Annotated in this window: 18 protein-coding genes; 8 read left to right on the top strand and 10 right to left on the bottom strand. The window is 69.6% G+C overall.

Going from position 1 to position 19,942, the window contains the following annotated elements:
* Positions 1 to 38: 38 nt before the first annotated feature.
* Genes ACPYN4_RS13615 through ACPYN4_RS13630 form a run of 4 tightly spaced genes read left to right on the top strand, consistent with a single transcriptional unit; the run spans position 39 to position 3,933 of the window.
* A complete protein-coding gene (locus tag ACPYN4_RS13615; protein WP_239282181.1) occupies positions 39 to 449 on the top strand; it encodes a Zn-ribbon domain-containing OB-fold protein in 411 nt (136 codons plus the stop codon).
* A gap of 1 nt (position 450) precedes the next feature.
* Entirely contained in the window at positions 451 to 1,614 is a 1,164-nt protein-coding gene (locus ACPYN4_RS13620; RefSeq protein ID WP_239282182.1) for a thiolase C-terminal domain-containing protein, read from the top strand.
* Positions 1,615 to 1,642: 28 nt separating this feature from the next.
* A complete protein-coding gene (locus ACPYN4_RS13625; protein WP_239282183.1) occupies positions 1,643 to 2,497 on the top strand; it encodes a MaoC family dehydratase in 855 nt (284 codons plus the stop codon).
* Positions 2,498 to 2,535: 38 nt separating this feature from the next.
* The gene (locus ACPYN4_RS13630) at positions 2,536 to 3,933 is read left to right on the top strand and encodes an aldehyde dehydrogenase family protein (RefSeq protein WP_239282184.1); all 1,398 of its coding nucleotides are present in this window, start codon (positions 2,536 to 2,538) and stop codon (positions 3,931 to 3,933) included.
* Positions 3,934 to 4,080: 147 nt separating this feature from the next.
* Here ACPYN4_RS13630 and ACPYN4_RS13635 read toward each other — a convergent pair whose 3' ends face one another.
* From ACPYN4_RS13635 to ACPYN4_RS13650, 4 genes are all read right to left on the bottom strand, one after another.
* Positions 4,081 to 5,454: a cytochrome b/b6 domain-containing protein gene (locus ACPYN4_RS13635; RefSeq protein WP_242085773.1), complete on the bottom strand. Its 1,374-nt coding sequence runs from the start codon at positions 5,452 to 5,454 to the stop codon at positions 4,081 to 4,083.
* A 4-nt stretch (positions 5,455 to 5,458) separates the two neighbouring features.
* The gene (locus tag ACPYN4_RS13640; RefSeq protein ID WP_239282186.1) at positions 5,459 to 6,439 is read right to left on the bottom strand and encodes an electron transfer flavoprotein subunit alpha/FixB family protein; all 981 of its coding nucleotides are present in this window, start codon (positions 6,437 to 6,439) and stop codon (positions 5,459 to 5,461) included.
* A gap of 10 nt (positions 6,440 to 6,449) precedes the next feature.
* On the bottom strand, positions 6,450 to 7,226 hold the full coding sequence (locus ACPYN4_RS13645) for an electron transfer flavoprotein subunit beta/FixA family protein (protein WP_239282187.1): 777 nt from the start codon (positions 7,224 to 7,226) through the stop codon (positions 6,450 to 6,452).
* Positions 7,227 to 7,484: 258 nt separating this feature from the next.
* A complete protein-coding gene (locus tag ACPYN4_RS13650) occupies positions 7,485 to 8,111 on the bottom strand; it encodes a GntR family transcriptional regulator (protein WP_424446671.1) in 627 nt (208 codons plus the stop codon).
* Positions 8,112 to 8,158: 47 nt separating this feature from the next.
* Here ACPYN4_RS13650 and ACPYN4_RS13655 point away from each other — a divergent pair, with 47 nt between their 5' ends.
* Positions 8,159 to 8,734, top strand: coding sequence for a TetR/AcrR family transcriptional regulator (locus ACPYN4_RS13655; protein WP_239282189.1), 576 nt, complete (start codon positions 8,159 to 8,161; stop codon positions 8,732 to 8,734).
* A 36-nt stretch (positions 8,735 to 8,770) separates the two neighbouring features.
* Here the strand turns inward: ACPYN4_RS13655 and ACPYN4_RS13660 are convergent, their stop codons facing one another.
* Entirely contained in the window at positions 8,771 to 9,997 is a 1,227-nt protein-coding gene (locus tag ACPYN4_RS13660) for an acetyl-CoA C-acetyltransferase (protein WP_239282190.1), read from the bottom strand.
* A 67-nt stretch (positions 9,998 to 10,064) separates the two neighbouring features.
* Positions 10,065 to 11,441 carry an MFS transporter gene (locus tag ACPYN4_RS13665; RefSeq protein ID WP_424446672.1) on the bottom strand — a complete coding sequence of 459 codons (1,377 nt, stop codon included), beginning with the start codon at positions 11,439 to 11,441 and terminating at the stop codon, positions 10,065 to 10,067.
* A gap of 381 nt (positions 11,442 to 11,822) precedes the next feature.
* Between ACPYN4_RS13665 and ACPYN4_RS13670 the strand changes: the two genes are divergently transcribed.
* Positions 11,823 to 13,091 (top strand): MFS transporter, encoded by a 1,269-nt coding sequence (locus ACPYN4_RS13670; RefSeq protein WP_239282772.1) that lies wholly within the window; start codon positions 11,823 to 11,825, stop codon positions 13,089 to 13,091.
* Between the two features lie 18 nt (positions 13,092 to 13,109).
* Here ACPYN4_RS13670 and glgX read toward each other — a convergent pair whose 3' ends face one another.
* The gene (gene glgX / locus ACPYN4_RS13675) at positions 13,110 to 15,290 is read right to left on the bottom strand and encodes a glycogen debranching protein GlgX (RefSeq protein WP_239282774.1); all 2,181 of its coding nucleotides are present in this window, start codon (positions 15,288 to 15,290) and stop codon (positions 13,110 to 13,112) included.
* Between the two features lie 95 nt (positions 15,291 to 15,385).
* Between glgX and ACPYN4_RS13680 the strand changes: the two genes are divergently transcribed.
* A complete protein-coding gene (locus tag ACPYN4_RS13680; RefSeq protein WP_239282770.1) occupies positions 15,386 to 15,778 on the top strand; it encodes a YccF domain-containing protein in 393 nt (130 codons plus the stop codon).
* A gap of 162 nt (positions 15,779 to 15,940) precedes the next feature.
* Here the strand turns inward: ACPYN4_RS13680 and ACPYN4_RS13685 are convergent, their stop codons facing one another.
* A complete protein-coding gene (locus ACPYN4_RS13685) occupies positions 15,941 to 16,609 on the bottom strand; it encodes an SDR family NAD(P)-dependent oxidoreductase (RefSeq protein WP_239282768.1) in 669 nt (222 codons plus the stop codon).
* Between the two features lie 74 nt (positions 16,610 to 16,683).
* On the opposite strand from ACPYN4_RS13685, the gene ACPYN4_RS13690 reads away from it, so the two are divergent.
* A complete protein-coding gene (locus tag ACPYN4_RS13690) occupies positions 16,684 to 17,097 on the top strand; it encodes a winged helix-turn-helix transcriptional regulator (RefSeq protein WP_239282766.1) in 414 nt (137 codons plus the stop codon).
* A 33-nt stretch (positions 17,098 to 17,130) separates the two neighbouring features.
* Here the strand turns inward: ACPYN4_RS13690 and ACPYN4_RS13695 are convergent, their stop codons facing one another.
* Complete coding sequence (locus tag ACPYN4_RS13695) at positions 17,131 to 18,045, bottom strand: hypothetical protein (protein WP_239282764.1); 915 nt, start codon at positions 18,043 to 18,045, stop codon at positions 17,131 to 17,133.
* A 545-nt stretch (positions 18,046 to 18,590) separates the two neighbouring features.
* Positions 18,591 to 19,775 carry an ROK family transcriptional regulator gene (locus ACPYN4_RS13700; protein WP_313895409.1) on the bottom strand — a complete coding sequence of 395 codons (1,185 nt, stop codon included), beginning with the start codon at positions 19,773 to 19,775 and terminating at the stop codon, positions 18,591 to 18,593.
* Positions 19,776 to 19,942 lie beyond the last annotated feature (167 nt).

Below are 19,942 nucleotides of genomic sequence, written 5' to 3' on the forward strand. Positions count from 1 at the left end.
CGGCTCCCGGCGGGAAGACAACGACGAAAGGGGCGCACGTGTCCGCAGGACCCGTTCCCATTCCCACGCCGGAGACGCAGACGTTCTGGGAGGGCACCGCGATCGGCGAGCTGCGCATCCAGCGCTGCAACTCCTGCGAGGAGTACTACTTCTATCCGCGTCCGTACTGCCCGGGCTGCCAGTCCGACGACGTCGAATGGCGCGTGGTGTCGGGCAAGGGCACTCTCGCCTCGTACAACATCAACTACCGGCCGTTCCCGATCTTCGAGTCGAAGGACCCGCAGGTGATCGCGCTGGTCGAGCTCGACGAGGGCGTCCGGATGATGTCGAACATCGTCGACGTCGAGCCGCTGCCCGAGAACCTCGAGCTGGGCATGCGCCTGGCCGTCCGCTTCGAGCCGCGCGGGGATCAGTTCCTGCCGGTGTTCACCCCCGAGACGAGGAGCTGACATGGCGACGACCGGCATGCACCAGGGAAGCATCGCGATCGTCGGCGCCGCCGAGACCGAGCGGATCGGCGTCGTTCCCGACGTCTCGATGATCCACCTGCACACGAACGCGGCCCGCCGCGCCATCGCCGATGCGGGCATCGAGATGTCCGAGATCGACGGCGTCGCCACCGCGGGTCCGTCCGCCATCGAGCTGGCCGACATGCTCGGCATCCGTCCCCGCTGGGCCGACGGCACGATGATCGGCGGCTGCAGCTTCATGGCGCTCGTGCGGCATGCGTGCGCCGCGATCGCGTCGGGCGCGGCGAACGTGGTGCTCGTCACGCACGGCGAATCGGGTCGCTCCGGAGTGGGCCGGGCCAACAACGTGCGTCCGGCGACGTCGATGGGCGGCCAGTTCGAGGCCCCGTACGGGGCGCTGGCGCCGTACGCATCCTTCACGACCCCGGTGCTCGCGTTCATGAAGTCGCGCGGGTTCACCCGGGAGGATCTCGCCGAGGTCGTCGTCTCGCAGCGCCTGTGGGCGATGCCGAACGAGCGGGCGCAGCGGCGCGACCCGATCGACGTCGAGGGCGTGCTCAGCGCCCGGCCGATCGCGTACCCGTTCACGCGCGACATGTGCTGCGTCGTCACGGACGCCGGCGGCGCGCTCGTGCTGATGAGCGCGGAGCGCGCCCGCGACCTGCCCGGCGGCGACCGGGCCGTATACATCCTCGGCTCGGGCGAGGGCACCGAGAGCGTGATCGTGTCACAGATGGACGACCTGGAGAGCTTCGGGCCGTTCCGCCGTGGCGCGAAGGAGGCGTTCGAGACGGCCGGCGTCACGCATGACGACATCGACCACGTGATGTTCTACGACGCGTTCGCCCACCTGCCGCTCTACATGCTCGAGGACACCGGCTTCGTCGGCAAGGGAGAGTCCGCGGCCTTCTACAAGGAGGGGCACACGCGCCCCGGCGGCAAGCTCCCCATCAACACGCAGGGCGGCGGCCTCTCGTACACCCACAGCGGCATGTACGGCATGTTCGCCATCCAGGAGGCGGTGCGCCAGCTGCGCGGCGAGGCCGTCGTGCAGGTGCCGGATGTGCGCACCAGCTTCGTGCAGGGCGTCGGGATGATGTTCGGCGCCGGCGGCAGCCTCGTGCTCGGCAACCAGCGGCCGTGATGACGGCCTGAGAGAAGGAGACAATCGGATGCCATTCACCAAGGAAGATGTCGAGGCATCGGTCGGTTCGCGCACCGAGATCGCCGTGGGGTCCTGGACCTCGAAGGACGCGCTGCTGTATGCGCTGTCTGTCGGGGCGGGTCAGGATGCCCCGTTCGACGAGCTCGAATTCACCACCGAGAACGGCCCGCTGCCGCAGAAGGTGCTGCCGTCGTTCGTGTGCGTCGCGGCGCCCCGCACCGGCCGGGCCGGCAACCTGTCGTGGGACATGCGCCGGCTGCTGCACGGCGCGCAGAGCTTCGAGCTTTTCAAGACGCCCCAGCCGGAGGCCCGTGTGGCCGCGTTCAGCACGATGGACAGCGTCTACGACAAGGGGTCGGCGGCGGTCGTGAACACGAGCAACGAGATCATGGATGCCGACACCGGCGAGCTGATCGCGAAGACCTCCAGCAGCCTGTTCATCCGCGGCGAGGGCGGCTGGGGCGGCGAGCGCGGCGAGGATGCCCCGTGGGCGCGCCCCGACCGCGAGCCCGACGCGCAGATCGTGTACCCGACGCGCCTCGACCAGGCGCTGCTGTACCGGCTCACCGGCGACCGCAACCCGCTGCATTCCAACCCCGAGTTCGCCCGCCAGGCCGGGTTCGAGCGGCCGATCCTGCACGGCATGTGCACGTACGGGTTCACCGCGCGAGCTCTGCTGCACGCGGTCGCGGATTCGGACCCCGACCACTTCGGCGGCTTCTCCGCCCGCTTCTCGAAGACCGTCGACCCCGGCGACACGCTGACGGTCTCGATCTGGCGGACCGAGGACGGAGCCCTGTTCCAGACCGCGAAGCAGACCGGCGACATCGTCGTCGACCGCGGAGTCATGACCCTGCGCTGACCCGCCCGGCACCTTCGGAAACAAGAGAGGAATCACACATGAGCACGACGATCGATGCACCGCCGCGCAGCAGCTACTGGACGGTCAATCCGTCGACCGACGAGGTCGTCCACCGACGGGATGCCTGGACGGACGAGCAGGCGGATGCCGCCCTCGACCGCGCCGCGACCGCCTTCGAGACGTGGCGGCGGACATCCGTCGACGAGCGCGTGGCCCTGTTCCGCCGCATGGTGGACGTCATCGGGTCGCACGCGCAGGAGTACGGGCACCGCAACGCCGAGGAGATGGGCAAGCCCCTGAAGCAGGCGGTCGGCGAGGTGGCGCTCCCCCAGCGGATGTTCTCCTACTTCGCCGACAACGGTCCGCGTCTGCTCGCCCCGCGCGAGGCGCAGATGGCCGGTGCGAGCCGGGCCTACACGAAGCTCGAGGCGACCGGCGTCACGCTGGCCGTCGAGCCGTGGAACGTGCCGGCGTACCAGGCGATGCGCGCCGCCGCGCCGACACTGATGCTCGGCAACACCATCCTGCTGAAGCCCGCGGGTCTCACGGTGAACTCGTCGCTGCTGTTCGATGAGTGGTTCCGCGAAGCCGGGTTCCCGGAGGGCGTCTATCAGACGGCGCTCATCACGAGCGATCAGATCTCGCGGTTCATCGCGGACCGTCGCGTGCGCTCGGTGACCTTCACCGGGTCGGATCGCGTCGGCTCGATCATCGGCCGCCAGGCCGGCGAGCACATCAAGCCGGTGGTGCTGGAGCTCGGTGGCTCCGACCCGTTCATCGTGCTGGACTCGGCCGACGTGCAGCGCGCCGCCGGACTCGCCGCCCAGATCCGCCTCGGCAACGCCGGCCAGATCTGCGTGTCGCCCAAGCGCGTCATCGTCACCGACAAGGTCGCCGACGAGTTCATCGCGACGTACGCGGCGGTCTTCGCCGGCGCGAAGGTCGGCGACCCGTTCGACCCCGAGACGACCGTGGGTCCGCTCTCGAGCATCGCCGCGGCGGACGAGCTGCAGGGGCTGTATCAGGATGCCGTCGACAAGGGCGCGACGGTCGTGGTGCCCGGCGGTCGTGTGGACGGTCCCGGCGCGTTCTTCACGCCTGCGGTGCTGACCGACATCACCCCCGAGATGACGATCTACTCGGAGGAGGCGTTCGGCCCGCTCGGCATGATCTACCGTGTGCCGGATGCGGATGCCGCCATCGCCCTCGCGAACGACACCAAGTACGGGCTGACCGGCACGGTGTTCGGCGAGGACATCGAGGAGGCGACCCGCGTCGCGGAGGCTCTCGAGACCGGCGGCGTCGGCATCAACCGCTACTTCGGAGCCCCCATCGAGGTTCCGTTCGGCGGCACGAAGGCGTCCGGCGTAGGCCGTGAGCTCGGCGAGAGCGGGATGGATGCCTACGCCAACGTGAAGTCGTACATCGTCGGCTGATCCGCACGCGAAGGCCGCGTGCCGCGATCCCATCCGGGTCGCGGCACGCGGCCTTTCTGCTGCCCCTCGCCGGCGGGCGGTCCGCCCCCGGACATGCGATCGCCCGGATGCCCCGAGTGGTCTCGGGGCATCCGGGCGAGGGCTTTGTCAGCGACCGCTGACCTTGCCGAACAGGCGCGCGATCGGCGCCAGCACGAGGGGACGGGCGGCGATCCAAACGGCGGCGATCACGACGAGCGAGGCGACGAAGATCCAGAAGCCGGTCCAGTTGACCTGGTCCGAGCCCCCGTACATGTGGTTGAGGTTGCGCAGCGCCCCGGTCGCGAACACGAGGGCGACGTGCACGATGATGAACAGCACGAAGTAGAGCATCACCGGGAAGTGCACCGCCCGGGCCACCTCCACCGGGTACGCCTGCGAGAGTCGCTTCGCGTTCTTCGGCCAGATGCCCGACATGCGCACACCGGTGAGCGCAGCCAGCGGTGCGGCCACGAACACGGTGGTGAAGTACGCGAGCTGCTGCAGGCTGTTGTAGTTCACCCAGCCGTCTTCGGTGGGCCAGTCCAGCGACAGGTACTTCAGCGCCGCGGTGATCGCGTTCGGGAAGACCTCCCACGACGTGGGGACGATGCGCATCCACTGCCCGGTCGCGAACAGCAGTACGACGAACACGACGCCGTTGACGAGCCACAGGATGTCCAGCGACTGGTGGAACCACAGCGTCAGGCTGATCTTGCGCGCCGGGTTCGACCTGGGTGACCAGAACACGGTCGGTCGCTTCTCGCGGCGCACCGTGAGGCCGGTGCGGATGATCAGCACCATCAGGAACACGTTGAAGAAGTGCTGCCAGCCGAGCCAGGCCGGGAACCCCACGGGGGCCCCTTCGGGAAGGTGGTACTCCCCCGGATACGTCGTGGTGAAGTCCTGCATGAGCGGCAGACTGAGCAGCCAGCGCACGAACAGCACGACCATCCCCGCCGCGAACAGCAGCCCGGCACCGCCGATGACGACGACCCCGGCCCACTGGCCCTTCGTGAACGGACCGATCCGGGCCGGTTCGGGCGCCTCGACCGGGACGGTGCGGGTGCGTCGCTCCGCGTTCCAGCGGATCGCCTCGGCCCCGGGGAACGCCGTCGGCTCGAACGGCAGCGGCGTGGAGACGTCGTGGACGGGGGCCGCGGGAGGGTCTGCGACGGCGATGACGGATGCCGGAGCATCGGCGACGGATGCCGCCGCCGCGGCGACGGCGGCGAACCCGGCCGGCGGCCAGGGCTCCCCGCCCTTCACCCGCGGCAGCCCCCGGCGCACAGGGCCGGCGGGAGCCGCGGCAACCGGCGCAACCGGCGCAGCCGCAACAGCTGCCGCAGCAGGTGCCGAGACGGGCGCCGCGACCGGAGCCACAGCCACGGGCTCCTCGACTGCAGACGCCACCGCGACCGGCGCGTCGCCTCCGGCGGGCCAGGGCAGCCCACCACGGGTGCGCGGCAGCCCGCGCCGGACAGTGCTCCCGTACGTCGCCATCGGGTTACGCCTTCCGCGCCTCGAGTGCGGTGATCAGCTGCGGCACCACGGTGAACAGGTCGCCGACCACGCCGAAGTCGGCGATGTCGAAGATGGGGGCGTCGGCATCCTTGTTGATCGCGACGATGGTCTTCGCGGTCTGCATCCCGGCCTTGTGCTGGATCGCACCCGAGATGCCGAGGGCGATGTACAGCTGCGGCGACACCGACACACCGGTCTGCCCGACCTGGGCCGACTGCGGGATGTAGCCGGCGTCCACCGCGGCACGCGAGGCGCCCACGGCGGCGCCGAGCACGTCGGCGAGCTGGTCGACGAGCACGAACTGCTGCTCGGACCCGAGGCCGCGGCCGCCGGAGACGACCTTCGCGGCTCCGCGCAGCTCGGGACGCGCCGAGGTCGCCGGGGCGGCCTCGAATCCGTCGACGGAGGCGACAGGACGGTCGGATGCCGCCACCGCGAGAACCTCGACCTCAGGAGTGCGGGCCTCCGCGCGGGCGTCGATGGAGCCCTGACGCACCGTGATCACGGGAGCGCCGAAGGTGACGGCCGAGTCGACGTTGTACGCCCCGCCGTAGACGGAGTGGTGGGCGACGACGCCTTCGGCATCCCGCGAGACGCCGATCGCGTCGACCGCGACCCCGAGTCCGACGCGCGCCGCGAACCCGCCGGCGGCATCGCGCCCGTCGACCGAGTTCGACAGCAGCACGGCATCGGGGGCCACGAGCCGGTGGGCGGCTTCGAGGGCGTCGACGAACGGCACGGTGAGCGCCGACGGGTCATCGAGCGGCGCGGTCAGCACGGCGGCGGCGCCGAGGGCACCGGCATCCGCCGCGAGCGCCGCCTGCGCGTCCGCCGGCGCGACGATCAGCGCGACCGGGGTGCCGACGGCGGCCGCCGCGGCGAGCAAGCCGGCGGAGCTCTTCTCGAGCCCGCCCGTCGCGGCCGTCTCGAGCATCACCAGGATGGAATCATGTGCGAAGTTCATCGTCGTCCCCTTACACCAGCTGGTTCTGCACCAGGAAGGCCGCCAACTGCTCGCCGGCGTCGCCCTCGTCCGTGATCTTCGTGCCGGCTTCGCGCGCCGGGCGCTCGGCGATCGCCGTCATGATGGAGCGCGGTGCATCCGCGCGCTCGGGGTCGATGCCGAGGTCGCCGAGGGAGATCGTCTCGAACGGCTTCTTCTTGGCCGCCATGATCCCCTTGAAGTTCGGGAAGCGCGCATCCGGCAGTGCCTCGGTGATCGAGATGACCGCGGGCAGGCTCGCCGAGACCGTGGCGATGCCCGACTCGGTGCGGCGCTGGCCGCGCACGGCGTCGTCGGTGAGGTCGACCGAGACGAGGGCGGTCAGCTGCGCGACGCGCAGACGCTCGGCGATCATGGCGGGCAGGATGCCGCCCGATCCGTCGGTGGACTGGTTGCCGGTGATCACCAGGTCGAAGCCGGCACGGGCCACCGCGGCGGCGAGCACCTCCGCGGTGAGCCCCAGGTCGGCGCCGGCCAGCCGCTCGTCGACGACCTGCACCGCGGATGCCGCGCCCATCGCGAGCCCCTTGCGCAGCGACGTCACGGCCGACTCGGGCGACATCGACAGCAGCACGACCTCGGTGCCGGCGTGGGCATCCGCGTGGCTCAGCGCCACTTCGAGCGCGCGTTCGCCGATCTCGTCGAGCACCGCCTCGCTCGCACCGCGATCGGCGAGGCCGGTCTCGAGGTCGAGCTTGCGGTCGCCGTACGTGTCGGGGACCTCTTTGACCAGCACCACGATCCTCATGAGCGCGGCTCCCCCGCGCTCTCGCTCAGCGGATGCCCGCCGACCGGCGCCGTCACGGCCCTGCCATCAAGAAAACCCACGGTGTCTCCTTCGTCACGCTGCGGGCGGACCTGAACGGATGACCCCGTCTCAGGCATCCTCGCCCTCAATGTATACATTTGCACGCGCGCAGGGATTTCGCAAACCGACAGATCCGCGCCTTTGCAGACGATCCCGGATCAGCGGATCCCGACCGTTGTATACGTCCTGCGTCAGGCGTCAGTCTTCGGGAAGCGACCGCAGAACCGTGGCGAGGCTGTTTCGCAGATGCACGGTCGTCGCACTGACCGAGAGCAGCTCGTCGCCGGCGAGGATCGCCTCCGCGATCACGATGTGCTCCTCCGCCGCCCGTGCCAGGCGCTCGCCGTCCGACCGCGAATAGTGGCGCACGCGCGCCATCTGTCCGCCGAGGTCGTCGAACGCGGAGCTGATGTAGCGGGATGCCGCCGCCTCCTCGATCGCCGCGTCGAGCTCGCTCGCGAGGAGGTACAGCCGGTTCGGATCGAGCTCCTCGAGACCCTCGAGGCTCGCGCGCAGCTCTCGGATGATCGCATCGAAGCGGACCGGGTCGCGCCGCTTCGCGGCCAGCCGCACGCTCGCGGTCTCGAGCGCCTCGCGCAGCTCGTAGTACTCGATGACGTGCTGGCGCGACAGCGGCGCGACGCGCACCGTGCGCCCGGAGGTGACCACGAGGCCCTCGGCGGCGAGCCGTGCGAAAGCCTCGCGCACCGGCGTGCGAGAGACGCCCACCCGCTCGGCGGTCTCGATCTCGCCCAGCGACGCACCGGGCTTCAGATCCCACTCGATGATCTCCGAACGGATCTGCTCGTAGACCACATCGCTCACCCGCACGCGCCGATCATAGCTGAGGGGGCCCACGATAGGATCGAGCTATGAACGACCACGCCGTAGTGGTGCGACTTCGCCAGGCCGCACTCGAGCTGGCGTCGGCGAGCCCCGACGAGAAGCTCACGGTCAGCAGCATCTGCGCGGCCGCCGGCGTCTCCCGCGACGATTTCTACAGCGCGGCCTCCAACCCGATTCAGCTGCTGGGCGAGGCTCTCAGCGACGAACTGCTGTCCGCGCTGGCCCAGGCGCCCGACGAAATGCCCCAGGGCGAGCGCTTGCGCATCTCGCTCGGCCACGTGGCCCGGTGGAACGCGATCTACCGGGGCCCGCTGCACAGCGAGCTGATCGCATCCCTTCAGAAGACGCTCTTCGCCGCGCTGCGCAGCACCAACGAGGAGTTCCGGCGCCGGCATCCCGACCTCCTCCCCGACGGGGTCTCCGCCGACGACGACTTCGCCATCTCGTTCCTGGCCTCTTATATGGCGGGCGGCTCGATCGCGTCGATCGCGTTCTGGCTCGAGGATGCCGACGCCGACATCGAGGGCGACATCGACCGGATCGTCGAGCTGTCGCGGGCTGTCGCCCCCGGGTTCATGGCGCCGCTCTGGTCGCAGTCCTGAGCGGCGGGTCGTCGCCGACGGCATCCGGAGCGCTGTTCAGGACAGCCGCTCGATGACCATCGCCATGCCCATTCCGCCGCCGACGCACATCGCCTCGACGCCGAACCGGCCGTCGCACTGCACGAGGGCGTTGATGAGGCTGCTGGTGATGCGCGCGCCGGTCATGCCGAACGGATGCCCGAGCGCGATGGCGCCGCCGTTGACGTTGAGCCGGTCGATGTCGATGCCGAGCGCCTGCGCCGATCCCAGCGCCTGAACGGCGAATGCCTCGTTGATCTCGAACAGGTCGATGTCCGACAGTGACAGACCGGCGGAGCGCAGGGCCGCCGGGATCGCGGTGACGGGGCCGAGTCCCATGATCTCGGGCGACAGGCCGGTGACGGCGGTCGAGACGATGCGCGCGAGCGGGGTGATGCCGAGCTGCTTCGCCTTGACGTCGCTCATGACCACGAGCGCGGCGGCACCGTCGTTGAGGGGGCACGCGTTGCCGGCGGTGACGGTGCCGTCCGGGCGGAAGACCGGCTGCAGCTGGCTGACGGCGTCGAGCGTCACGCCGGCACGCGGGGAATCGTCGGTGGAGACCACGGTGCCGTCCGCGAGCACGACCGGGGTGATGTCCTTCGCCCAGAATCCGTCGGCCGTGGCCCTCTCGGCGAGATTCTGGCTGCGCACGGCGAATTCGTCCTGCTCGCGGCGGCTCATGCCGATGCGCTGCTGCACGTTCTCGGCCGTCTGGCCCATCGAGATGTACGCGTCGGGCAGTTCGCCGGAGTCGCGCGGGTCGGCCCACGGCTCCGCCCCGCCGGCGGCGCGACGCGCGGTGCGCGCGATCGCGTCGGCGAACAGCGGGTTGGTGAGGTCCACGCCGGGGACGCCGTCGCTGGTGCCGCGGGCGAATCCGCTGACCAGCTCGACGCCGGCCGAGATGTACGCGTCGCCCTCACCGGCGCGGATCGCGTGGAAGGCCATGCGGGTGGTCTGCAGCGACGACGCGCAGTACCGGGTGATCGTCGTGCCGGGCAGGTGGTCGTAGCCGAGCAGCACCGACACCCGGCGGCCCATGTTCGCCCCCTGCTCGCCACCGGGCAGACCGCAGCCGAGCAGGAGGTCGGTGAGGTCGGCGGGGTCGAGCTCGGGCACCTTCGCCAGGGCGGCGCGCACCATCTGCGCGGACAGGTCGTCGGCGCGGGTGTCTTTCAGCGATCCCTTGCCGGCGCGGCCGATGGGCGAACGGGCGGTGGAGACGATGACGGCTTCGGGCATGGTTGGTCCTTTCAGAGGGGCAGACGTGCGACGTCCGGTCGGAACCGGTGCGACCGGACGTGTCGCTTCAGGAGCGGTGCTTGGCGGTGGCCTCGCTCAGCGCCTCGCCGGCGGCGAGGTTGCTGAGCACCTCAGCGGCGGCGATCTCGTCGGTCGCGGCCAGCTTGTCGAAGCCCGTCATCGGCGGGTACTTGTACTTGCCGAGGAAGAAGATGATGATCGCGCAGACCACCAGGATGCCGATCAGCAGCGGCATCACGCCGGCGTACGAGCCGGCGGCGTCGAACGCGGCACCCATCAGCAGCGGACCGAGGGCCGACGTGATCATGAACACCGACTGCAGAACGCCCAGGATCTTGCCGAACGACTGCATCCCCAGGTAGCGGGTGACCGTGAGCGGGAGGAGGTCGCTCTCGATGCCGAACGTGAAGCCGATTAACGCGACTGCGGCGGCAGCCTGCACGAACGGCGCGTGCAGCAGCAGGATGCCGACGATCGGCGCGAGGATGATGATCGGCGCGATGATGCGCACGTGGATGCGGTCGATGAGGAACCCGCCGAGGAGGCGCCCAGCGAGCGAGGAGAGGCCGAGGACGGTGAGGAGCAGCGCCGCCTGCGGAGGGGTGAGGCCCTCGTCGGTCATCATCGGCACCAGGTTCACCTGCAGGGCGATCAGCACCATGCCGACGGGCCCGAGGCCGAGGATGATCTGCCAGAACTGGCGCGTGCGCACGGCCTCGCGGAAGGTCAGGCCGGGAAGCGCGAGGCTGACGTTGGAGCCCGTCTCGACCGTCGACTCCGCGAGTCGGCCGCGGTTGTGGCGCTCGGCACGGCCGCGGACGAACAGCAGCACCATGATGGTGCCGAACACGGCCGGGATGAGTCCCAGCACGACGTAGGCGCCGCGCCAGCCGACGCCGGCGATGAGGAACCCGGCGAGCAGGGGAAGAAGGGTGGCGCCGACAGCGGTGAGGGCGGCGTGGATGCCGGTCGCGAGGGCGCGCTTGTTGTCGAACCACGACACGATCGCCTTGGTCATCGGAAGCATCGTGCCCGCGCCGAAGAAGCCGAGGAAGAAGTACGGCAGATAGTAGAGGGCGACAACGGGCGGGGTCAGCGAGATCGCGACCACCGACAGCCCGTAGAGGATGAAGCTCGGGACGAGCACGTAGCGCACCGTGAAGGTCGACAGCAGGCGTCCGACCAGCAGCATGCCCACGGCCACGCCGAGGGCGCCGACGGTGTATGCGCTCGTGACGATCGTGCGGCCGAAGCCCATCTCGAGCGAGATCGGCACGACGAACAGGCTCAGGGTCGACAGGCCCACCGGGGCGGGGCCGACGGCGCTCGCGAAACCACCGCCGATGACCACCTGCCAGGGGCTGCGCCGACGGCGACCGGTGTCGGGTGGGCTGGAACTCATCGTGGGTGCGACGGCATGCATAGGCTCTGTCCTCCTCATCGAGTCGTCGGCCGGAAACTCACCGTTGAGTATCCATTCAAGGCGAACGAGCCAAATGTATGCGCGGCGCGCACATCCCGCAAGAGTCAAATTCTAGAATCTTCTCTCTTGACGCCGGGTGGAATCGATGCAAGGGGCGACCGCCCGGCATCCTCACCGCATCGGTAATGCGAACTTTCCGCGTCATGACGGGGCATCCGCCCGGTATGCACGACACTCCGCGCCGCACCGCCGCCTCCTCTGGAAGAGCCGCCGATTCCACTGAGCCGGCTTGCGGCCCGGCCACGCGATCCTGCTAATGTATACATTCACCCGATGGCGGGAGAGCTGACGGGTCGATTGACACGGTGCAGACGAGAGGCGGTGACGACGTTGTTCCGCTCCCTGCGCATCCGCGGCTACCGCATCTGGTGGATCGGGATGACCGCGTCGAACCTCGGCACGTGGGTGCAGCGGATCGCCCAGGACTGGCTCGTGCTCACCGTCCTCACGAACGAGGACGCGACCGCCGTCGCGGTCAACATGGTGCTGAACTTCCTGCCGCCGGTCGCGCTGCTGCCGCTGACCGCACTCGTCGCCGACCGGTTCGACCGGAAGAAGACGCTGCTGGTCACGCAGAGCATCCAGGCACTGCTCGCGATCGCCCTCGCGGTGCTCACCCTCACCGGCACGATCGAGCTCTGGATGGTGTTCGGGCTGTCAGCCGCGCTCGGGATCACGTCGGCGTTCGACCAGCCGGTGCGGCAGACGTTCGTCTCGGAGCTCGTGCCGATCAGCAGCATCGGCAACGCCATCGCACTCAACCAGATGTCGTTCAACGCCGGCCGGCTCATCGGCCCGGGGCTCGGCGGCCTGCTCGTGGCGGTCGCGGGGCCCGGCTGGGGATTCGTGGTCAACGCGGTCGCCTTCGCCGGGACGATCATCGCGCTCGTCATCATCCCGGCGAGTGCCCGCGACATCCCGGTCCGGCTTCCGACCGCGGGCGGGGTGGGCAAGGCGTTCTCGTTCATCAGATCCAGAGGCGACGTCGCGGTCATCTTCGTGATGATGTTCTTCGTCGGGCTGTTCGCGCTCAACACCCCGCTGTACATCGCGACGATGACCCGCATCGAGTTCCATGTCGGGGCGAACATGCTCGGCTACCTCACCTCCGCGATGGCGATCGGCTCGCTCACCGGCGCCCTGATGGCCGCCCGCCGCGGCCAGCCAACGCTCAAGCACCTCACGATCGCGTCCGCGGGACTGGGCGCCGCGTTCCTCATCTGCGCGATCGCACCCGCCCTGTGGTTCTTCGGCGTCGCGCTCGCATGCCTGGGCATGGGGGTCATGACGACGACGGCATCCGCCAACGGCCTCATCCAGATCGCGACGCCGCCCGAGCTGCGCGGCCGCGTGATCGCGATCTACCTCGCGAGCCTCAGCGTCGCCTCGGCCGTGGGCGCGCTCATCGCCGGCCCGATCATCGACGTGTTCGGACCGCGCTGGGCGATGGTGGCGGCGGGGACGGCATCCCTCATCGCCGTCACCATCGTGCTGGTCTGGCTCGCCGTCGCGCGCAGCTTCCGGGTGCACTGGAACCGCAGCCTGCGCTGGCCGCTGCGGTTCGCTCCCCGGCCCGACCCGGGCACGTGACGCCGACCCGCGGCGGCCTCAGAGGGCCGGGGCCACCGTGCGGTCGGCGCCCACCGGGCGTTCGCGGTGCTCGCGCAGCACCACGAGCGAGCGGGATTCGAGCGTGATCGCCGTGCCGGGCTCGACCGGCGCACGCCCCACCAGCTGGCCGCCGGTGTCGACGAGCACATCCCACGTGGGCGAGCGCCGCACGTCGGGCATCCGGAAGTCGATCGGGGCGTCTCCCGCGTTGAACAGCACGATGAAATGCTTGTCGACGATCGGCTGACCGCGGCTGTCGCGCTCGCGGATGCCCTGCCCGTTGAGGAACATGCCGACGGCGAGCCCGAAGCCCGACTCCCAGTCCTCGCGCTCCATGAGCGTGCCGTCCGGACGCAGCCAGGCGATGTCGTTGCGGTGCGCGCCGGGGTCGAGCTTCGCCGCGGCCGCGGCATCCGGATCCCTCGGCTGAGCGGGGCGGCCGTCGAAGAAGCGGCTGCGCCGGAAGGTGGGATGCTCCCTCCGCAGGCGCGACAGCGTCGCGGTGAACTCGACGAGCGCGGAGTCGGTGTCGGACCAGTCCACCCACGTGGTGTCGTTGTCCTGGTTGTAGCCGTTGTTGTTGCCGCCCTGCGTGCGGCCGAGCTCATCGCCGTGCAGCAGCATGGGCACGCCCTGGCTGAGCAGCAGCGTCGCGAGGAAGTTGCGCTGCTGCCGCGACCGCAGCGCCAGCACGGCGGGGTCGTCGGTGTCGCCCTCGACGCCGCCGTTCCACGACCGGTTGTCGTCGGTGCCGTCGCGGCCGTCCTCGCCGTTCGCGTCGTTGTGCTTCTCGTTGTACGAGACGAGGTCGCGAAGCGTGAAGCCGTCGTGGGCGGTGACGAAGTTGATGGATGCCACCGGGCGGCGGCCGGAGTGCGCGTACAGGTCGGATGACCCGGTCAGTCGTGACGCGAACTCGCCGAGCGCCTGAGGCTCGCCGCGCCAGAAGTCGCGCACCGTGTCGCGGTAGGCTCCGTTCCATTCGGTCCACTGCGGCGGGAAGTTGCCCACCTGGTAGCCGCCGGGACCGACATCCCACGGCTCGGCGATGAGCTTCACCTGCGAGACCACCGGGTCCTGCTGCACGAGCTCGAAGAACGCGGCCAGCTTGTCGACGTCGTAGAACTCGCGGGCGAGGGTCGCGGCCAGGTCGAACCGGAAGCCGTCGACGTGCATGTCGAGCACCCAGTACCGCAGCGAGTCCATGATCAGCTGCAGCGTGTGCGGGTTGCCGACGTTGAGGCTGTTCCCGGTGCCGGTGTAGTCGGTGTAGAACCGCTTGTCGTCGTCTTGGAGCTTGTAATAGGCGCGGTTGTCGATGCCGCGCATCGACAGGGTGGGCCCCAGGTGGTTGCCCTCGGCGGTGTGGTTGTAGACGACGTCGAGGATCACCTCGATGCCGGCCGAGTGCAGCGCCTTGACCATCGCCTTGAACTCCTGCACCTGGTCGCCGCGGTGGCGGTCGCTGGCGTAGGTGTTCTGCGGGGCGAAATACGAGATCGTGTTGTAGCCCCAGTAGTTCGACAGTCCCTTCTTCTGCAGGGTGTCGTCGTCGACGAACTGGTGCACCGGCATGAGCTCGATCGCGGTGACGCCGAGCTGCTGCAGGTGCGCGATGATCGCCGGATGCGCGATGGCCGCGTACGTGCCGCGGATCTCCTCGGGGATGTCCGGATGCCGCATCGTCAGCCCCTTGACGTGGGCCTCGTAGATGAGGCTCTCGTTGTACGGGGTGCGCGGCGGGCGGTCACCGCTCCAGTCGAAGAACGGGCTGACGACCACGCCCTTGAACATGTCGGCGGCGGAATCCGACGTGTCGCGCTTGTCGGGGTCGTCGAAGTCGTACGAGTAGACCGACTGGCCCCACTTCACCTGACCGTCGACGGCCTTCGCGTACGGGTCGAGCAACAGCTTGTGCGGGTTGAAACGGGCTCCGGATGCCGGCTCGTACGGCCCGTACACGCGATAGCCGTACCTCTGGCCGTGCCCCACGTGCGGCAGGTACGCGTGCCAGATGAAGGCATCCACGTCGACGAGGTCCACGCGGGTCTCGTTTCCCGCACTGTCGAACAGGCACAGCTCCACCCGCTCGGCACCCTCGCTGAACAGCGCGAAATTCGTGCCGTTCCCGTCGAACGTGGCCCCCAGCGGGTACGCGGTTCCAGGCCAGGACTCCACCGGCATCCCCCAATTCATCGCTCCGGGTAAGCGACGCCCCACTGTACCGCGGTGGCTCTCAGGCTGATGTCGGAGGGTCCGGCGATGATGGAGGGGTGCGCACACTGCTGAACATCATCTGGCTGATCCTCGCGGGCTTCTGGCTGTTCCTGGCGTACGTGGTCGCCGGCATCCTGCTGTGCATCCCGATCATCACGATCCCGTGGGCGATCGCGTCGTTCCGAAACGCCAACTACGCCCTGTGGCCGTTCGGCCGCACGATCGTGCCGAAGCCGGGCGCCGGGGTGGGGTCGTTCCTCGGCAACGTGATCTGGGTGATCCTGGCCGGCTGGTGGCTGGCGCTCGCGCACATCGCGTCGGGCATCGCGCTGTGCATCACGATCGTCGGGATCCCGCTGGGCATCGCCGATTTCAAGATGGTGCCGATCTCGCTCATGCCCCTCGGCAAAGACATCGTGCGCACCGACGACGCCCGCTGGAGTTCCTGAACCCCAAGGTCCCTGAGCCTGTCGGAAGGCGGTCCCTGAGCCTGTCGAAGGGCGGTCCCTGAGCCTGTCGAAGGGCGGTCCCTGAGCCTGTCGAAGGGCGGTCCCTGAGCCTGTCGAAGGGCCGCAACCCTGTAGGTCCCTGAGCCTGTCGAAGGGCCGGTCTCAGCCGATGACGAGCTCGGCCCCGTCGCGGCGCACGTGCTGCTGCCAGTACTGCTCGGCGATCTGCGTCGGCGTGCGGAACGGGTAGCCCGGGGCGGGCGGCTCGTCGCCGATGAACACGCCGATCGCGACGTGCCCGACGTGCACGCCGCTGCCGGTGAGCCGTTTGTGCAGGTTGAGGGCCCAGTTGCGGGTCGCGGCCTGCGCCATGTTCATCGCGCCGAAGATCGGCACCGGGTCGATGGACCCGCTGCCGGCGGTGAGCAGAACCGTGCCCTCGCCGCGCTCCCGCATGCCGGGGAGCACCGCCTGCACGGCGGCGACCGCGCCGTACGTGAGCGATTCGATGGCCGGGGCGAGGGTGTCGACGGTGACGTCGAGCGGGTCGAGGTGCGGGGCGGATGCCGAGTACGGCGAGTACTCGAGCACGTCGATGGCGCCGAACCGGGCCGCGGCATCCTGAAGAGCCTGCGTCACCGCGGCGGGGTCGCGGGTGTCGGCGGCGAACCAGGCCGCGCCGATCCCCTCCCCCGCGAGGGTCGCGGTGAGGGTCTCGAGCGTCTGCGGGTTGCGGGCGACGAGGGCGGCCGAGTATCCGTGGCGGCCGAACGTGCGGGCGAGGGCGAGACCGAGTCCGGGACCGGCTCCGACGATTGCGATGGTGGGCATACCCTCATCGTGGGCGATCCGCGAGACCCGTACAAAAGGCACAGAAGTGTTCCGGATGCCGCAGAGGAGGAACCGTGCACCAGCAGTTCACGTCGGCGACAGAGATGCTGACCGCGTACGAGCAGCGCTGCGCCGGCACCGACGAGGGGCAGGTGCTGCGAGAGATCCTCGGCCGCATCGGCGACAAGTGGTCGCTGCTGGTGATCGGCACCCTGCAGTTCGGGCCGCAGCGCTCCGGCGACCTGCTGGCGCACGTTCCGGGGATCTCGCAGCGGATGCTCACCCTGACCCTGCGCAACCTCGAGCGCGACGGCATCCTGACCCGCACGAGTCATCCCGAGGTGCCGCCGCGCGTCGAGTACGAGCTGACGCCGATCGGCCGCGGGCTCGCCGTGCCCGCGGGTGCGGTCGCCGGGTGGGCGATCGCGAACGTCGAGGAGATCCAGGATGCCCGCGCCCGCTTCGATGCGCGGGCCGAGGCATCCTGAACCCAAAGGTCCCTGAGCCTGTCGAAGGGCCGCCTACAGCGCGGTGCGCACCCGCCGTGGCAGTGCCAGCACGACGCCGATCGCCCCGAGGATGAGTCCGGCGAGCGCGAGCCACCACACGACGGTAGTGACGGCGCCGAGGATGTCGGCGACGCCGAGCAGGCGGACGAGACCCCACGGCAGGGGGCTGACGTGGTCGATCCAGCCCTCGAGCACGCGGGTGGGCCCGATGAGCCCGATCACCGTGCACGTGACGGCGAGCCCCGCGCCGGCTGCGGCCATCACGATTCCGACGCCGCGGCGCGGGCCGAATCGTGGGAACAACGACCAAGCGGCGGCGACGAACGTCCACAGGAATCCGGCGGTCGACAGTGCCATGTAGATGCGGGTCACACCCTCGCCGTACGGGAAGCCGAACGACAGCGGCAGCAGCGTCAGGGTGCACCGCAGCACGACGACGCCGGCGACCGCCGCGATGAGCGCCCATGGCGAGCGCCGCTGCATCCACAGCTCGGCGACGACGACGAACACGACCCATCCGCCGAGCGTGACGGCCAGCTGGGCGATCGCCCCTTCGGACGACTGCAGCACGCGGGTGACGGCGAGCATCCCGCCCGGGATGACCAGCAGCAGAACCCGGTCCAGCTCCAGCATCCCGAGGCTCGACTCGCGCGCCCGCCACGGACGGCACGATGCGATCCAGGATGCCCGTGCCGCGCTCGCGCCGGGACGGCCCACGAGACTCGTGCGTGCGGAGATGATGCCGATGACGATCCAGGCGAGGGTGAGCACGAGCAGGATGCGCGCCGGCCACACGTGCACGGCATCCGGAACCACGCCCGGACCGACCGCATACGGAGGCACGCGCACAGCCACCCAGACGCCCACGAGCAGCAGCGCTGCGAACACGATGATCGCGGTGATGCCGCGCCTCATCGCATTGGTCATCCGCTCAGCATAACCGCGCGAATCGGGGACGATGTGCGCCGTCATCTGCAGACACAGTGGGAAATCATGGGACGTTCAACGGGGTGTCATGGGGTCCGAGTTGTAGCGTGATGGCATCGCGGCGATCCGGGCGGTCCCGGGCTCCGGTTCATACCCGGCAGCGTTGCGGGTTCGACCCCCGCCGTCGCGTCTGATTCCGAGCGCCGCAGACCCTTGGAAACACTGGGCAGGCTTCCCGACTCTCTCCATAGCCACGTCCATGGGCACTATCCGGCCACGACAACGCCCAGTGCCTCCTGGACTGGTTCACTCTGTCGCAGGGCCGCTGGGGTGTCCGCAGTCGCGGTGAGACGGCAGGTGCTGCCGACCGCGGCGAGGACACGACGTGAGCCCCGCGACGACTTCGATGCGTGCGGGGACGACAGGGTCCACCAGCACGAGCCCCTCGGCGGGGAGGGTCTTGCCGAGGCGGGCGATGCCGTCCGCGAGCTCAGGCGTTCAGACCGAGCCGCCGCCCACCACGGCCTGCCGAATGCGCCGCCCGCTCATGTGGTGAACACCCGGTCGCGCGCGATCCCGAGGCTCATGATCATCGCGCCGTCAAGGATCGGAGTGTCGGTCGCCACAGTGACGGTGAGCGGGGGTGTCGCGGGCATGATCGCGGCGAGCTGCCGGGCGACCTCGGCACGCAGCCGTTCGCCGCCGAGCCGTGCGAGCTCGCCGGCGAGCACGATGCGAGCCGGGTCGATCACTGCGATGACCGAGACGATGGCGCACGCATAGTGGTGGCAGAGTTCAGCGACGGCGGGCGCTGCGGTGGGGTCATCGAGCAGCGCGCGCAAAGCTTCGGGTGCGGTCGCTGCCTCGAGCCCGGCTTCGGCGGCGCGAGCGCGCAATGCCGGGTAGCCGACGATGCGCTCGAGCGCTCCGTCTGTGCGGCTCTCGGCATCGAACACGGCACCCGGGATGAGCAGGAAGGCGGCCTCGCCGGCAGCGCCGCGGCTGCCGCGATGAAGCGCACCGTCGATCATGATCGCTCCGCCGACGCCGTCATCGAGCCAGAAGAGGAAGAAGCTCTCGGACTCGCCGCGGGCGGCATGCCGCTCGGCGATCGCGGCGAGATTCACGTCGTTCTCAATGGCGACCGACGCGTCGGGGAACAGCATTCGCAGCTCGGCGCCGACGGAGGCGTGCTGCCAGCGGGGCAGATGGTCGACGTAGCTGAGAGTGTCGGTCGCGATGTCGTACGAGCCGGGCACGCTGACGACGATCGCGTCGAGCTGGGCGGGCGAGAGTCCTGCCCTGTCGCAACAGGACCGGACGATGGCGGCGGCACTTTCAGGGCCGTTTGCGGCTCGATCGCTCTCCTCCACGCACTCCATGACAACGGACCCCGCGATGTCCGCGATGCGAACCCGCGCCCTCCCGGGGCGCACGTCGACGGCCGCAGCATACCCGGCGGCTGGATTGATCCGGTAGAGCTGCGGCGCACGGCCACCAGGACCGGTCTCGCCGAACCCGCTCAGGCGTACGAGGCCGCTCTCCTCGAGCCGCTGAAGCAGCGACGACGCAGTGGGCTTCGAGAGCCCTGTGAGCGTGCTCACGTCCTTCCGGGTCAACGTGTCGTGTTCGATCAAAAGGTCGAGCACGACACGATTGTTCAGCGTGCGCAGCAGGCCTGGCTGTGCGGGTGCCGGCCCGTGACTGTGGCCTGGTGGCGATGCGTTCACCGCGATCCTCCAGGCAGTTAGGAAACTTTACTATCTAGACACTAATGGACACGTGTCATGGTGTCAACGCCCGCCTGCGGCATCGTCGGACCTGAGTCGTGCCATTTTAGTGCCCCACGCGCGGTCGTAGTGCGGTGAGGATTTCGGCGGCTTCGCCTTCGGCGGGT

Source organism: Microbacterium sp. CH-015 (assembly GCF_049707015.1).
Lineage (GTDB): Bacteria > Actinomycetota > Actinomycetes > Actinomycetales > Microbacteriaceae > Microbacterium > Microbacterium aurum.